The sequence below is a fragment of the Lysobacter capsici genome, from assembly GCF_014779555.2.
GTDB lineage: Bacteria > Pseudomonadota > Gammaproteobacteria > Xanthomonadales > Xanthomonadaceae > Lysobacter > Lysobacter capsici.
Map to the genome: position 1 here is coordinate 4,680,143 of NZ_CP094357.1, position 13,225 is coordinate 4,693,367.

Sequence of the window (13,225 nt, forward strand, 5' to 3'; positions counted from 1 at the left end):
GATCAGCGATAAACGATCAAACCGCTGCCGAACACTCCCTCCAGAGCATGCGTTCCAGTCTAGGCCGATAGCCTGTCGCCGACCTGTCGCGCGCGTCCACGCCGCGCGCCGGCATGCGGTGTCCGCGATATCGGCTTGCGCTCAAGCGCGTCGTCCGCGCGTTCGCGCGCGGCGCCGCCGGCATTGATCCAGCCACTCATCAGGAGTTTCTTCATGCGCATCTTGCTGGTCGAGGACAATCTCGATCTGGCCCACGCCGTGGTGCAGCATCTGCGCCGCGGCGGCAACGCGGTGGATCACGAAGCCGACGGGCTGTCGGCCTGCCGCTTTCTCGAACACGAACGCTACGACCTGGTGCTGCTCGATATCGGCCTGCCGCGCATGGACGGATTGAGCCTGCTCGCCGAACTGCGCCGTCGCGGCGACGCGACGCCGGTGCTGATGCTGACCGAGCGCTCCGACATCGAGGACCGCATCAGCGCGCTGGATGTCGGCGCCGACGACTACATCGGCAAGCCCTTCGATTTCCGCGAACTCAGCGCGCGCTGCCGCGCGCTGACCCGGCGCCGGCAGGCGCAGACCTCGGCGCTGGTGCGGATCGGCCCGATGACCATGGACAACGCCGCGCGCCGGCTGCGCTTCCACAATCGCACCATCGACCTGCCCAATCGCGAATACAGCCTGCTGGAAATCCTAGTCGGCCGGCTCGGCCAGGTGGTCAGCAAGAACGAGATCACCAACCGTTTGTTCGCGCTCAGCGAGGAAGCCGGTTCCAATACCGTCGAGCTGTACGTGGCGAGACTGCGCAAGAAACTGCCGCGGGATTTCCTGCGTATCGTGACCGTGCGCGGCACCGGCTACCTCGCCGAAACCACCCACGGCAACGGCATGGCGCATGACTGAGCTCGAACAGGCCCGGCCATCGATCCGGCGCACCCTGCTGCTGTCGATCGGGCTGCTGTCGCTGGTCGGCATGCTGCTGTTGTTCTTCGGCGCGCGCCAGTACGGCCGGCGCGCGGCCGATCTGTCCTACGACCGGCTGCTCAACGCCTCGGCGCTGACCATCGCCGACAGCATCACCCTGGTCGACGGCCAGTGGGAAGCCAACATCCCCTGCGCCGCGTTGGAACTGCTGTCGGCCGCGCCGGACGACCGCGCGTTCTACCGCGTGTTCCTGGTCGGCGGCCGCACCCTGACCGGTTACGACGACTTGCCGCGGCCGCCGAGCCTGACGGCCGACCATAGCGTGTTCTTCGATGCGGATTACCGCGGCGAAGCGGTGCGTTTCGCGGTGCTGCGCCGCGCCGCGAGCAGCGCCGACGGCCCGGAAGCGGCCTTGATCCAGATCGGCCAGACCCGGCGCGCGCGCAACGAAGTCGCGGGCGACATCGTCTGGCACGTGACCGGCTGGATCGCCTTGTTCACCGTGGCGATCCTGCTGCTGGCGCGGCTAGCGATCGATCGCGCGCTGCAGCCGCTGGCGCGGATCGAACAGGATTTCAGCGTGCGCACCCCGTTCGATCTGCGCCCGATCACCCGCGCGGTGCCGACCGAGCTGTCGCACGTGGTCGCCGCGCAGAACCATTTCATGTCGCGCCTGTCGAGCAACATCGACGCGCTGCGCGCCTACATCGCCGAAGCCGCGCACCAGATGCGCAATCCGCTGGCTTCGCTGCGCGCGCAGGCGCAACTGGCCCTGGATCAGAACAGCCCGCAGCAGTGGCGGCAGGGCCTGGTCGCGGTCGAGCGTCATTCCGACAAGCTCGGCCGTTTGCTCAACCAGTTGCTCAGCCATGCCAGCGTGACCCATCGCGCCGAACTGCATCACTTCAAGCCGCTGGACCTGCGAACCATCGCGAAACAGGCGCTGCGCGAGTCGGTGCCGCAGGCCGAGCCGCGGCCGCGGGTGCGGTTCGATTGCGATGCCGACGACACCCGCCTGCACGGCGATGCGTTGATGCTGCGCGAGGCGATCAAGAACCTGATCGACAACGCGATCAAGCACGGCGGTAGCGAGGACGCGCCGATCCTGGTGCGACTCCAAGCCGACGGCGCGGGCCTGCTGCTCAGCGTCGAGGATGCCGGCCCGGGCATGAGCGCCGAACAGCGCGAGCGCGCGTTCGATCGCTTCGATCGCGGCGAACACGCCAGCGCGCAGGGCGCCGGCCTGGGTCTGGCGATCGTCAAGCGCGTGGTCGAGAGCCATGGCGGCCGCGTGGTCCTGGACACATCCGCCAGCGGCGGCCTGAGCGTGCGCCTGCACCTGCGCAGGGACGCCGCATGAAGCTGCTGCGTTACGCCTTCTCGCTGCTGCTGTACCTGGTCGCCGCGATCGGCACGTTGTATCTCGGCCATGCCCAGGCACGCCCGCCGCAGAGCGAACGCATCGCCGTGTTCGACGCGACCATCGCGCGACAAGGCCGGCTGGTGCTGCACGGTTCGAGCAACGTCGGCCTGGTCCGCGCCCTGATCGAGGACTATCAACGCCTGCATCCCGCGGTCGAGGTGCGCTATTCGCATCTGGACACCGCGCAGATCTACGCACGCGGCGCGCGCGCCGGCGCGGCGCAGGAACGTCCCGACCTGTTGCTGAGCAGCAGCACCGACCTGCAGATCAAACTGGTCAACGACGGCTACGCGCTGGCGCATCGCTCGCCGCAGGCCCAGGCGCTGCCCGCGAGCGCGCGCTGGCGCGACGAAGTCTTCGCCTACGGTTACGAGCCGGTGGTGATGGTGTACAACCGCGAACGGCTCGATCCGCAACGCGCGCCGCAGACCCGCGAACAACTGCGGCGCCTGCTGCGCGATCCGCACGGTCCGTTGCGCGGCCGGATCGGCCTGCAGGACCCGCGCGACAGCGCCGTGGCCTATTTCATCGCCACCCAGGAAGCCAAACTGCTCGGCAACGATGCCGGCCCGATGCTGACCGCGCTGGGCGAGAACGACGCGCGCTTGTTCAAGCGCATGGACCCGCTGCTCGACCGGCTCTCCGACGGCGAGATCGGCTTCGCCTACGGCGTGTTCGGCTCCTACGCGCTGCAACGCATCGAACGCGGCGCGCCGCTGCGGATCGTGCTGCCGCGCGATCATCTGCTGCTGGTCGCGCGCACCGCGTTGATCCCGCGCGCCGCGCCCAACCCGGCCGAAGCGCGGCGCTTCCTCGATTACCTGCTGTCGCCGCGCGGCCAGGTGCTGCTCGCGCGCGAAGCCAAGCTGATCCCCGCGCGCGACGACCTGCCCGACCCGCCTCGCCTGTACGGCGACCTGTCGCAACGCAGCGCCGCCTTGCGTCGCACCTCGCTGGGCCTGGGTTTCCTCGTGTATCTGGACGAGGTGAAGAAACGCCGGTTTCTGCGCGAATGGATCGAGCATCTGGCGCCGACCGAGGCCGCCGCGCCGCCACGCTGACGCCCGGCGTCAGCGATGGTCATGACGCGACGGCGGCGATGTAGATTAGCCATCGCAGTCGCCCATTCCATCCAGCGCTTCGATCCGGGGACGTCATGCCGCAGCCACGGCCATTGTTCGCATTCGCCATCGCCCTGTCGCTCGCCGCCGTCGGCGTTCGCGCCACCGAACTGGGCGAATCGCCGTTCTCCCTGCGCTCGGCCGAACCCGGCACGGTCCGCGCCCTGGCCGTGGCGCGCGCCGAATTCGTCAAGCGCCTCGCGCTGGAAGCCGGCCCGGACCCGGCCGACGACGCAACCAGGCGGCAAGCCGACGACTTCGATATCGCGATCACCCAGGACGCCGATCACTACCGGGTGGATTTCACCCCTTCGCAGCGCGGCCACCGCGGCGGCGGCTACGGATACCTCATCGCCAAGGACAGCTACCGCGTGGTGGAGCGGCGGATGTATCCCTAATTTCGGCGATAGCCGAATCGATGCGCGACGCCATCACTTCGATGGCATCGCATGAGGCGGGGCCTCGGAATCCAACTGCAGCGAAACCACAGTGCGGCCCTTGCAGGCCTTGGCTTGCGGCGCGAACCGCCACTTCGATACCGCGGCCAGGATCGCTTCGCGATAATCGATCGGCGCGCGGCCGCGATGTCCGATGGGGCGCCACTGTTGCGACACGATGACCGGCGAATGCACTTGGCCGGAACGGTCGAGCTCGAACGCGACCACGGCCGTGCCCTCGTACTCGTTGTGCAGCCGTGCCGGCAACTTCGGCGGGATGGTCGCGATCGGGTCCACTGGCTGCGCACACCGCGGCAATTCGTTTTTCGGCGCGGCGATGGCGGCGGCCGCGACCGCCACGATGCCGATCAGCAAGACCGTGATGATCGGGCAAGGCATCGGCTTGGGCACTAATCATCCTGCGACTACTGAGCGGCCGACGCCTCGGAAACGCCAGCCTACCGCGACGACCACCGCTCCAGATACGGTGCAATCTTGCCCTTCACTCGCCCTGCGGCGGCGTGGCGGGCGCCGCATTGGCGGACAACCCCTTATAGAACTGGATCGTCGCGGCCGCGTTGGCGGAGGTGGTGTAGTTCCTGACATCGTCCGGGCGCTCGGTGAGGTTTGCCGACCACTTAAGAAGGCCCTCGTCGTCGAGCCATATCCGGCAGGCAGGTGCCAGTTCCTCGTTGACTTGGATATCGCGCGCATCCAGCCAATCGTACAACTGCTTGGGCAACCAGTTCGGGGTACCTTCCGACCAGTACAACACCGCTTCTGGCCTGCCTTTCAGCATCAGTGCACGCGAGCCGGCAAAGGCTTCGTTGAGGGCTTGCAGGTACCCGGCCGAGCCGTCCGCGGGTATCCAAGTCGCGGCGGTGCAACCGGAATACACATGCGCGAGCGAAATCATGTGGCCCCAACTCATGCCGATCGCCACGCAACCGGACAATCCCGCGGTGTTGAGCTCGATCCGTTGCGCCGACTGGCCGGAACCGACGCGATTGCCATTCACCATGATCCATTGATCCAACCCGACTCTGATATACATCGCCTTCGCCTCCGTCGCACGCATCCAACCGGCAACCACTGCCGGCCCTTCGCCTTCTTAGACGCGGCTGCACTGGGGTTGTGAACCCGCTTCATGCACAACGCGCTAAACACCGGCCACGGAAAAAACAAAGGCCGGGCGCTGAGCACCCGGCCTTGCGTTCACACCAACACCGATGATTCACACCGACCGTCGAATCGGCGCATCGCTCACTGCAGCGGCTGCAGCTCCAGCGACTGGAACAACTGGTTTTGCGCCTTCTTGGCGATCGAGCGCGGCAGTTTCACCAGGAAACCGTCGCCGGCCAGGCCGACATCGCCGTGCAGAACGAAACCGTTGATGCGCACGTAGCTCTTGATCGAGTACGTCGCGCCGACCCGGTTGAGTTCCAGGAACATCGGCGCGGTCAGGAAGCCCGAACCCTTCTGATACTTGCGCGCATCGCCTTCGCTGCGCTTGAGCACGTAGCCGTTGCTGGCCGCCCACGCATCGACCATCGCGTAAACGTCCTTGTCCGAAGCGAATTCCACGTAGTCGAACTGGTTCTTCCCGTTCTTGGCGATCAACGCCATGACATTGAGAAGAACGAGCCCGCAAAAGGCGCCAAAAATCGCCATTCCTATAATCGAAGCCATATCGTTCCTTGAACTGTAGTGAGCGTCCAGCCCGCATGGGCCGCGAGGCCGCAACTGGGCGGCGATGGACACGGCCGAGCACTATACCGAAGCCTTTGCGCACGCTGCTTGCGCGATGCCTACAGTGGCCGACCGTGACGGCGGCAAGACGCGCGACCCGCGTTCGATCAGCGCCCGTGCGAACGCATTGATTGAACCACGCGCGGGCAAGCCGAACGCGACGTGGATCGCGCGTGATCCAGCTTGGACACAACCTCCAGGATCGACGCATCGAAGATCGTGGCGTCGAAGGCCACGGATCTGAGCCGCGGGCTCGGCACGAGCCGCCGCGAATCGCGGTAGTCGAGTAAACGACTCGAACCGCGAAATCGCCCCGGTTCAGGCGATTTTCGACCGGACAAAGAAAAGGGGCCCTGCGCGAACGCAGAGCCCCTTTGCTGTTTGGTGGGCCGTGTAGGATTCGAACCTACGACCAAAAGATTAAAAGTCTTCTGCTCTACCGACTGAGCTAACGGCCCGAATGCTGGATGATTCGGCCCCGACCTGCGCCGGGGTCGGGCATTCTAACAAAGCCTGCGCCGTGGCGTCATGCCCCGGGTAGCCGGCCTCGTTCAGATGGGCGGATGCGCGGCGATCAGACGTAGCGGGTCGGGTCGGCGACGCCGGCGGCGTTGAAGCCCTCGGCGCGCAGGCGGCAGGCGTCGCAATGGCCGCAGGCGCGGCCGGCGTCGTCGGCCTGGTAGCACGAGACGGTCTGGCTGAAATCCACGCCCAGGCGCTGGCCCTCGCGGACGATGTCGGCCTTGCTCATGAATTGCAGCGGCGCCTGCACGCGCAGGCCGGCGCCTTCGACGCCGGCCTTGGTCGCCAGGTTGGCCAGGCGCTCGAAGGCTTCGACGAATTCGGGGCGGCAGTCGGGGTAGCCGGAATAATCGACCGCGTTGACGCCGCAGAAGATGTCGTTGGCGCCGAGCACTTCGGCCCAGCCCAGCGCGATCGACAGCATGATGGTGTTGCGCGCCGGTACGTAGGTGACCGGGATGTCGTCCTTGGCCGCGGCCGCGCCGATCGCGTGGCCGTCGTTGTCGAGCGGCACCGAGATGCGTTCGTCGGTCAGGGCCGAGCCGCCGATGCTGCGCAGGTCGACGCTGACGGTCTTGTGCGCGACCGCGCCGAGCGACTGGGCCACCAGCGCGGCGGCGTCGAGTTCGGAGGTGTGGCGCTGGCCGTAGCGCACGCTCAGCGCATGCACGGCGAAGCCCTGCTCGCGCGCGATGGCGATGACGACGGCGGAGTCCATGCCTCCGGAGACCAGGACGACGGCTTTTTTCATGGGTGCGGGGCTCGGAATCGGGAATCGGGAATCGGGAATCGGGAATCGGGAATCGGGAATCGGGAATCGGGAATCGGGAATCGGGAATCGGGAATCGGGTAAGGCTAAACCAGGGGGCTGACGTTTTTGCTCGTTATTCGGGCGAAAACGGGTTCCGCCCTACTTCGGCCAAGCCGGACGTCCGCGGACTTCAGCGCACTCCATCCAGGCCGTCATTCCCGCGAAGGCGGGAATCTAGTGACTTTGGTTGTCTCGCACGAAGGCCGTGATGTTCGACTGTTCGGCTCCGCCGGATATCGGGCCTGCTCGATACACGGCGCTGAAGTCACTGGATTCCCGCGTTCGCGGGAATGACGAGCGAGGTGGCGCGGGGCTGGGGACGATTACGCCATTTAAGACAGGAAGCGATATATGAGGCATGACGCCAGGACGGGTCGCGGGTCGCGAATCGCGGCATTCAATCAAACCCCGACGAAACCGCTTTTACGACTCCCGACTCCCCATTCCCGATTCCCGCCCCCTCACCTACCCGGCTCGTCATTCCAAAGAATCTTGTGCAACTGCAGCTGGAACCGCACCGGCAAACGATCGGCGACGATCCAGTCGGCCAGGTCGCTCGGCTTGATCTGGGTGAAGCTCGGCGAGAACAGCACGTCGCAGATCGCGGTCAGGCCGTGCTCGGCGACGATGGCCTTCGACCACTCGTAGTCCTCGCGGCTGCAGATCACGAACTTGATCTGGTCGTGCGCGGTCAGCAGCGGCAGGTTGCTCCACAGGTTGCGGTGGACTTCCTTGGAATCGGGGGTCTTGATGTCGACGATGCGCGACACGCGCGGGTCGACCGGGCCGATGTCGATCGCGCCGGAGGTCTCCAGCGACACCTCGTAGCCGGCATCGCAGAGCTTTTCCAGCAACTGGATGCAGCGCTTCTGCGACAGCGGCTCGCCGCCGGTCACGCAGACGTGGCGCGCGCCGTGCTGGGCGACCTCGGCCAGGATCGCGTCGAAGTCCCACCATTGCCCGCCGTGGAAGGCGTAGGCGGTGTCGCAGTACTGGCAGCGCAGCGGGCAACCGGTCAGGCGCACGAACACGGTCGGCCAGCCGATGCTGTTGGACTCGCCCTGCAGCGACAGGAAGATTTCGGTCAGCCGCAGGCGCTCGGACGGCGCATCGGCCGTCGGAGTGACAACGGCGTTCATGAGGACCTTAGTTGCGCAGCCGGCTCAGCTGGATCGCGTTGAGGCGATCGACGGCTGTGCGGGCGGCGTCGGTGCCGGGATAGCGGTTGGCGACGTCGGCGAGCGTGCGCTCGGCGGCATCGACCTGTTTCAGGCCGAACTGGGCCAGACCGACCTTGAGCAGGGCACCGGCGGCCTTGTCGTGGGTCGGATAGCGATCGAGCAGGGTCTGGAACTGTTCCTGCGCGAGCTGATAGTTCTGGGTGACGTAATAACTTTCGCCGAGCCAGTACAACGCGTTCGGCGCGTAGGTGCCGCTCGGGTGGACGCTCAGGAATTCCTGGAACAATCGCGCCGATTCGGCGTACTGACCGGACTTGAGCACGTTGAACGCGGCGTCGTAGGCGGCGCGCTCGTCGCCGCTCTGGGCGACCAGACCGGCATCGCCGTGGACCACCGGCGCGCTGTCGCGGACCGCCGGCGGCGGCGCGGGAACCGACGCCTGCGGTTGCGGCGCGGCCGCGGGCACCGGCGCGCCGGCACCGCCTTCGAGGCGGTTCAAGCGGTTATCGGTGTCCAGATATTCGGCTTTGCTGCTGTCTTGCAGTTGCTTGTGCTGTTGCTGCAATTCCTCGACCTGGGCGCGCAGGGACTGCAGCTCGCTCTTGAGCTGGTTGACCTGGTTGAGCAGATCGAGATTGGCCTGGTTGTCCGAGGCGCGCTGTTCGAGGACCGCGACGCGGTCGGCGAGGCTGGCGCGCTGGGCAAATGCGGGCGTGGCGGCCGTTGTGGCCGCCACGATCGCCAAGGCTAGTGCGAATTTACGCATCGCTGGGTCAGCCTTCGTTGTTCTATCGGTCATGCGGGCTTGCCGGAGAGTGAGGCCCGGCTCGTCGTGCCGCGGCGATTCGCATCGCCGCGGGCACTTCATCGCGCCAGCGTATTACTTGGCGGTGTAGACGATTTCGACGCGACGGTTCTTGGCCCAGCAATCTTCGTTGGACTCGGTGCACACCGGACGCTCTTCGCCGTAGGAGGTCACGGTGATCTGGCTGCCCGAACCGCCGTTGGCCTGGACCGCCGAGGACACCGCGTTGCCGCGACGCTCGCCCAGGCCGAGGTTGTACTCGCGGCTGCCGCGTTCGTCGGCGTTGCCTTCCAGGGTCATGCGCGAGGACGGACGGTCGCGCAGGTACTTGGCGTGGCAGCCGACGATGGCCTGGAACTCGGGCTTGAGCGAATCCTGGTCGAGGTCGAAGTAGACCACGCGCTGACGCAGGCAGGCGTCGGTGTCCAGATCGTTCGGGCCGTAGGCGCCGGAAGCGACCGGACCGGTGTCGCCGCCGGGCTGGGTGGTGGTGGGGCCGGTGCCGTTGTCGGTCGGAGCGGTTTCCTTGACCTTCTTCGAGCAGGCGACGGCCGCGGTGCAAAGCACGGCGACGAGCAGGATGCGGGCAGCGTTGTTCATGGGGTATTCCTCGTCAGGTGGGGCAGGAGTTGTTCGGGGGTTTGGCGCGTTGGGTGGCGCGAATCTGCGCGTTGGGGTGTGGCCGGCGCCTTAGCGCGGCAGCCTGTACGGCCCCCAGGCCGGTTCGCGCACGTCGCCGTCGGCCAGCACCAGGCGCTGGCGCACCCGGGCATCGGCGGAAACGGCATAGAGCACGCCACGGCGTCCTTCGCGCGCAGCATAAATGATCATGGAGGCATTCGGGGCAAAGCTCGGCGACTCGTCCAGCGAACCGGGCGACAAGGTGCTCCAGCGCGGCGAACCCAGGCTGGAGTCCATCATCGCGATCCGGTAGTTGTTGCCGGCGCCCTGCGCGGTGGCGATCTTCTTGCCGTCGAACGACACGCTGGCGCTGGCGTTGTAGCTGCCCTGGAAGGTGACCCGGGTGGCGCCGCCGCCGCTGGCCGAGACCTGGTAGATCTGCGGCTTGCCGCCGCGGTCGGAGGTGAAATAGATCTTGCTGGCGTCGGCCGCCCAGGTCGGCTCGGTGTCGATGCCGAAGTGGTTGGTCAGCTGGGTCAGCGCCTTGCTGCCCAGATCCATCACGTAGATCTCCGGATTGCCGCTGCGCGACAGGGTCAGGGCCAGGCGACGGCCGTCCGGCGAGAACGCCGGGGCGCCGTTGATGCCGCGGAACTTGGCGATCAGCTCGCGGCTGCCGGTGCCGATGTTCTGGATGTAGATCGACGAATTGCCGCCTTCGAAGCTGACATAGGCCAGGCGGTTGCCGTCCGGGCTCCACGACGGCGACAGCAGCGGCTCGGGCGAGCGCACCACGGTCTGCGGGTTGTAGCCGTCGGAGTCGGCCACCATGAGCGCGTAATTGCTGCCACGGCCCAGGCCGGTCGCGGTGACGTAGGCGATGCGGGTGAAGAACGCGCCGCGCACACCGGTGATCTTTTCGTAGACCGCATCGGCGATCTGATGGGCCACATCGCGCATCGCATTGGACCGCGCGGTCAGCGCGAACCCGAGCAGGCGCTGCTGCTTGGCCACGTCGAACAGCTCGTACTCAACCCGATAGCTGCCGGCGCCGGCATCGGCGACGCGACCGACCACGAGGTAGTCCTGGTTGAGCGCGCGCCAATCCGGATAGCTGATCTCGCTGCCCTTGGTCGGCTTGGCGGTCATCTGCTCGACCGGCAGGCCGCGGAACTGGCCGGAACGGTTGAGGTCGTTGCGCACCACTTCGGCGATGTCGGTGGGCGGCGCGGCGCCGCCGCCCTGGTAGGGCATCGGCACCACGGCGATCGGCAGGGCCGAGGCGTTGCCGCCGACGACATCGATCTCCAACCCTTGCTGCTGGGCCGCGGCGGCGAAGGGAAGCAGGACTGCCAGCAGTGAAGCCAGCCAGCGCAGGGGTCGTTTCATCGGCACTCCGTGGGGTTCAACGGGGGTTTGTTCAGGTTCGGCATTGTTAACGCTGGTGGGTGAACGTGGGCTCAAAACCCGGGGTCAATTTGCGGTGCGGATGCGAACATTCGGCCAAACGGTCGTAAATGTTCGGATCAGGTGACGAAATCGAGCCTAAAAGTCGTTCTGACTCCACTTTCTGCGCGGGTCGCGATCGCGCTCAACGGTCGCGGATCGCGTCCACGCGGTCGCGGAGCCGGCGCCAGCGGCTGGGTTTGGCGTCGTCGTCCGGGTCCGGCGCGCTGATCTGCAGGCGCAGCTGCGGGCGGAACACTTGCTCGTAGCCTTGGTACGGCAGTGGCTGGGCCTTGAGGACCGCGGCGACGATGGAGTCGCGACCGGCCGCATCGAAGCCGCAGGGCTCGACCGCCTGCACCGAGGTCACCCGCCCGCCCGAGGTCTGGCGCAGGTCGAGGATGCAGCTCGCGTCCGCGGCCAGACCGGCCGGCGGGTGCCATTTGGCCAGGATCGCGTCGCGCAGCACTTCGGCGTAGCGCAGGTTGTTCTGGGCCACGCAGCGTTCGGGGTAGGTCTGGCAAAACTGCGCGCTCTGGCTGGCCTGCCCTTGCCGCGAGATCTGGTCGGCGCTCTGGCTCGACGGCCTGGCCGCCTGCGCCGACCACGGCAGCGCGATCAGCATGCTCAAGGCCATCCAGCGGCGCCGGCCGAGGATCGCGCGCGCACTGTCCATTCGACCGGCCGCGGATAAACGCATGCTCAGCGATCCTGCGCGGTGAAGTTGATGTTGAGCTGACGGCTGAACACCGTCTCGAACCCGGCATACGGCAAGGGTTGCGCCTTCAGCACCGCCGCCTCGATCGAACGCCGGCCTTGTTCGTCATAGGCGCACGGCTCGACCACTTCGGCCGAATTGACCCGGCCGCCGGGCAACTGGCGAATGATCAGGCGGCAGCGTGCGCCCAGCGGCACGGTGTCGGGACGCGACCATTTCGACAGCACCGCTTCCTGGATCGCGGCCTGGTAACGCGCCATCAGGCCGGCATCGACGCCCTGATTGCCGGCCGGAGCCGCGGTGGGCGTGGCGGCGGCGACGTTCTGGCTGGCGCGGGCGGCGCGCGCGTCGGCGAGCTGCTGCAGTTTCTGTTCGGCCAGTTCGCTCTGCTTCTGCAGCTTGGCGCGTTCGGCGCGGATCTTCTCCAGCGCTTTTTCGCGCTCCACCTGCTCCTCGGCCAGGCGCTTTTGCTGCTGCGCCTCTTCCTGGCGCTTCTGCTCGGTCAGATCGACCTGTTCCTGCTTGGCCTTGGCTTCCTGGAGTTTTTGCTCGTCGCTGACCTTGGGCGTGGGCGTATCGACCACCGCTTCCTGGCTGGTTTCATCCGGCACCGGAATGAAATCCTGCGGCGATTGCTGCTGCGGCGCGGGCGCGTCCTGCGGCTTGGGCTCGGGGATCGGCTGCGGCAACGGCGCGCTGTCTTCGGGCTCGGGCTGCGGCAACGGATCGATCGGCTTGGGGCGGTTGCGCAAGGTGCGCTGCATCGCCGCCGACAGGTCGCTGACTTCGGTCAGTTCCGAGGACATCGGCGAGCCCGCCGCGGACACCTGCTTGCTGTCCCAGTTCCAGAGCATGCTCAGGAAAATGGCGGCGATCAGCAGGCCGTGCAGCAGCAAGGCCAGCCCGATCGCCTGCACGGTGTCGGCGCGGGTTTCCCTCATTTCTTCGCGCCCTTCTCGGGCTGGCTCATCAGGCCGACCTTCTCCACGCCGGCGTCCTTGAGGATGTTCATCGCATCCATGACCGGCTGGTAGTTCGAACGGCCGTCGCCGGCGATGTAGACCTGCAGCTTTTCCTTGCCGTTCTGCTTGACCAGCGCGCCGACCTTGGTCGCCAGGGTTTCCTTGCTCACCGCTTCGTTGCTGCCGGCCTTGACCGCGAGGAAGAAGTTGCCCTTGTCGTCGATCTGCACCACGACCGGGTCGTTCTTGGTCTCGATCGACTTGGCGTTGGACTTGGGCAGATCGACGTCGATGCCCAGGGTGAGCAGCGGCGCGGTCACCATGAAGATGATCAACAGCACGAGCATCACATCGATGTACGGAACGACGTTGATCTCGGACTTGAGCTTACGTTTGCGGCGGCGGATGACGGTGCCGGACATGACGGGTTTCCTCGGTTACGCGCGGCGCTCGCACGGGGCGATGCGCAGCGGTCGCGCTGGGCGCGGGCGGCAGTGCGGGCGGC

General features: G+C 66.7%; 16 protein-coding genes and 1 tRNA gene. 4 read left to right on the plus strand and 13 right to left on the minus strand.

The window, feature by feature from the left end:
- Positions 1 to 59: 59 nt before the first annotated feature.
- Positions 60 to 215: a hypothetical protein gene (locus IEQ11_RS19145; RefSeq protein WP_247024610.1), complete on the minus strand. Its 156-nt coding sequence runs from the start codon at positions 213 to 215 to the stop codon at positions 60 to 62.
- On the opposite strand from IEQ11_RS19145, the gene IEQ11_RS19150 reads away from it, so the two are divergent.
- The 4 genes from IEQ11_RS19150 to IEQ11_RS19165 all read left to right on the plus strand — a co-directional run bounded on the left by IEQ11_RS19150 (position 214) and on the right by IEQ11_RS19165 (position 3,866).
- Positions 214 to 903 carry a response regulator transcription factor gene (locus tag IEQ11_RS19150; RefSeq protein WP_046657745.1) on the plus strand — a complete coding sequence of 230 codons (690 nt, stop codon included), beginning with the start codon at positions 214 to 216 and terminating at the stop codon, positions 901 to 903. The genes IEQ11_RS19145 and IEQ11_RS19150 overlap by 2 nt on opposite strands.
- Positions 896 to 2,284, plus strand: a complete 1,389-nt coding sequence (locus IEQ11_RS19155; protein ID WP_191823687.1) for a sensor histidine kinase — start codon at positions 896 to 898, stop codon at positions 2,282 to 2,284. Before IEQ11_RS19150 ends, IEQ11_RS19155 begins: the two co-directional genes overlap by 8 nt.
- Positions 2,281 to 3,408, plus strand: a complete 1,128-nt coding sequence (locus IEQ11_RS19160; protein ID WP_228465034.1) for an ABC transporter substrate-binding protein — start codon at positions 2,281 to 2,283, stop codon at positions 3,406 to 3,408. Before IEQ11_RS19155 ends, IEQ11_RS19160 begins: the two co-directional genes overlap by 4 nt.
- A 113-nt stretch (positions 3,409 to 3,521) precedes the next feature.
- Complete coding sequence (locus IEQ11_RS19165) at positions 3,522 to 3,866, plus strand: hypothetical protein (RefSeq protein ID WP_191823686.1); 345 nt, start codon at positions 3,522 to 3,524, stop codon at positions 3,864 to 3,866.
- 33 nt (positions 3,867 to 3,899) lie between these two features.
- Here IEQ11_RS19165 and IEQ11_RS19170 read toward each other — a convergent pair whose 3' ends face one another.
- From IEQ11_RS19170 to tolR, 12 genes are all read right to left on the minus strand, one after another.
- A complete protein-coding gene (locus IEQ11_RS19170) occupies positions 3,900 to 4,280 on the minus strand; it encodes an energy transducer TonB (protein ID WP_191823685.1) in 381 nt (126 codons plus the stop codon).
- 127 nt (positions 4,281 to 4,407) lie between these two features.
- Positions 4,408 to 4,959 (minus strand): hypothetical protein, encoded by a 552-nt coding sequence (locus IEQ11_RS19175; RefSeq protein ID WP_191823684.1) that lies wholly within the window; start codon positions 4,957 to 4,959, stop codon positions 4,408 to 4,410.
- Between the two features lie 209 nt (positions 4,960 to 5,168).
- The gene (locus tag IEQ11_RS19180) at positions 5,169 to 5,531 is read right to left on the minus strand and encodes a hypothetical protein (protein ID WP_036107764.1); all 363 of its coding nucleotides are present in this window, start codon (positions 5,529 to 5,531) and stop codon (positions 5,169 to 5,171) included.
- A gap of 505 nt (positions 5,532 to 6,036) precedes the next feature.
- Positions 6,037 to 6,112, minus strand: a tRNA-Lys gene (locus IEQ11_RS19185).
- Positions 6,113 to 6,228: 116 nt separating this feature from the next.
- Entirely contained in the window at positions 6,229 to 6,927 is a 699-nt protein-coding gene (queC, locus tag IEQ11_RS19190) for a 7-cyano-7-deazaguanine synthase QueC (protein WP_191823683.1), read from the minus strand.
- 521 nt (positions 6,928 to 7,448) lie between these two features.
- Positions 7,449 to 8,126, minus strand: coding sequence for a 7-carboxy-7-deazaguanine synthase QueE (gene queE / locus IEQ11_RS19195; RefSeq protein ID WP_036107750.1), 678 nt, complete (start codon positions 8,124 to 8,126; stop codon positions 7,449 to 7,451).
- Between the two features lie 7 nt (positions 8,127 to 8,133).
- Positions 8,134 to 8,934 (minus strand): tol-pal system protein YbgF, encoded by an 801-nt coding sequence (ybgF, locus tag IEQ11_RS19200; RefSeq protein WP_036107746.1) that lies wholly within the window; start codon positions 8,932 to 8,934, stop codon positions 8,134 to 8,136.
- A 114-nt stretch (positions 8,935 to 9,048) separates the two neighbouring features.
- On the minus strand, positions 9,049 to 9,573 hold the full coding sequence (pal, locus tag IEQ11_RS19205; RefSeq protein ID WP_046657751.1) for a peptidoglycan-associated lipoprotein Pal: 525 nt from the start codon (positions 9,571 to 9,573) through the stop codon (positions 9,049 to 9,051).
- A gap of 90 nt (positions 9,574 to 9,663) precedes the next feature.
- Positions 9,664 to 10,983, minus strand: coding sequence for a Tol-Pal system beta propeller repeat protein TolB (gene tolB, locus IEQ11_RS19210; protein ID WP_036107742.1), 1,320 nt, complete (start codon positions 10,981 to 10,983; stop codon positions 9,664 to 9,666).
- A 202-nt stretch (positions 10,984 to 11,185) separates the two neighbouring features.
- A complete protein-coding gene (locus IEQ11_RS19215) occupies positions 11,186 to 11,740 on the minus strand; it encodes an energy transducer TonB (protein ID WP_191823731.1) in 555 nt (184 codons plus the stop codon).
- A gap of 2 nt (positions 11,741 to 11,742) precedes the next feature.
- Positions 11,743 to 12,699 (minus strand): cell envelope integrity protein TolA, encoded by a 957-nt coding sequence (gene tolA / locus IEQ11_RS19220; protein ID WP_191823732.1) that lies wholly within the window; start codon positions 12,697 to 12,699, stop codon positions 11,743 to 11,745.
- Complete coding sequence (gene tolR / locus IEQ11_RS19225) at positions 12,696 to 13,142, minus strand: protein TolR (RefSeq protein WP_036107734.1); 447 nt, start codon at positions 13,140 to 13,142, stop codon at positions 12,696 to 12,698. Before tolR ends, tolA begins: the two co-directional genes overlap by 4 nt.
- Positions 13,143 to 13,225 lie beyond the last annotated feature (83 nt).

What these genes read in the sequence shown, in the direction of transcription:
- IEQ11_RS19150 (WP_046657745.1), top strand. Translation starts at nt 214, where the DNA reads ATGCGCATCTTGCTGGTCGAGGACAATCTCGATCTGGCCCACGCCGTG.
- IEQ11_RS19145 (WP_247024610.1), bottom strand. Translation starts at nt 215, where the DNA reads ATGAAGAAACTCCTGATGAGTGGCTGGATCAATGCCGGCGGCGCCGCG.
- IEQ11_RS19155 (WP_191823687.1), top strand. Translation starts at nt 896, where the DNA reads ATGACTGAGCTCGAACAGGCCCGGCCATCGATCCGGCGCACCCTGCTG.
- IEQ11_RS19160 (WP_228465034.1), top strand. Translation starts at nt 2,281, where the DNA reads ATGAAGCTGCTGCGTTACGCCTTCTCGCTGCTGCTGTACCTGGTCGCC.
- IEQ11_RS19175 (WP_191823684.1), bottom strand. Translation starts at nt 4,959, where the DNA reads ATGTATATCAGAGTCGGGTTGGATCAATGGATCATGGTGAATGGCAAT.
- IEQ11_RS19180 (WP_036107764.1), bottom strand. Translation starts at nt 5,531, where the DNA reads ATGGCGTTGATCGCCAAGAACGGGAAGAACCAGTTCGACTACGTGGAA.
- queC (WP_191823683.1), bottom strand. Translation starts at nt 6,927, where the DNA reads ATGAAAAAAGCCGTCGTCCTGGTCTCCGGAGGCATGGACTCCGCCGTC.
- queE (WP_036107750.1), bottom strand. Translation starts at nt 8,126, where the DNA reads ATGAACGCCGTTGTCACTCCGACGGCCGATGCGCCGTCCGAGCGCCTG.
- ybgF (WP_036107746.1), bottom strand. Translation starts at nt 8,934, where the DNA reads ATGCGTAAATTCGCACTAGCCTTGGCGATCGTGGCGGCCACAACGGCC.
- pal (WP_046657751.1), bottom strand. Translation starts at nt 9,573, where the DNA reads ATGAACAACGCTGCCCGCATCCTGCTCGTCGCCGTGCTTTGCACCGCG.
- tolB (WP_036107742.1), bottom strand. Translation starts at nt 10,983, where the DNA reads ATGAAACGACCCCTGCGCTGGCTGGCTTCACTGCTGGCAGTCCTGCTT.
- IEQ11_RS19215 (WP_191823731.1), bottom strand. Translation starts at nt 11,740, where the DNA reads ATGCGTTTATCCGCGGCCGGTCGAATGGACAGTGCGCGCGCGATCCTC.
- tolA (WP_191823732.1), bottom strand. Translation starts at nt 12,699, where the DNA reads ATGAGGGAAACCCGCGCCGACACCGTGCAGGCGATCGGGCTGGCCTTG.
- tolR (WP_036107734.1), bottom strand. Translation starts at nt 13,142, where the DNA reads ATGTCCGGCACCGTCATCCGCCGCCGCAAACGTAAGCTCAAGTCCGAG.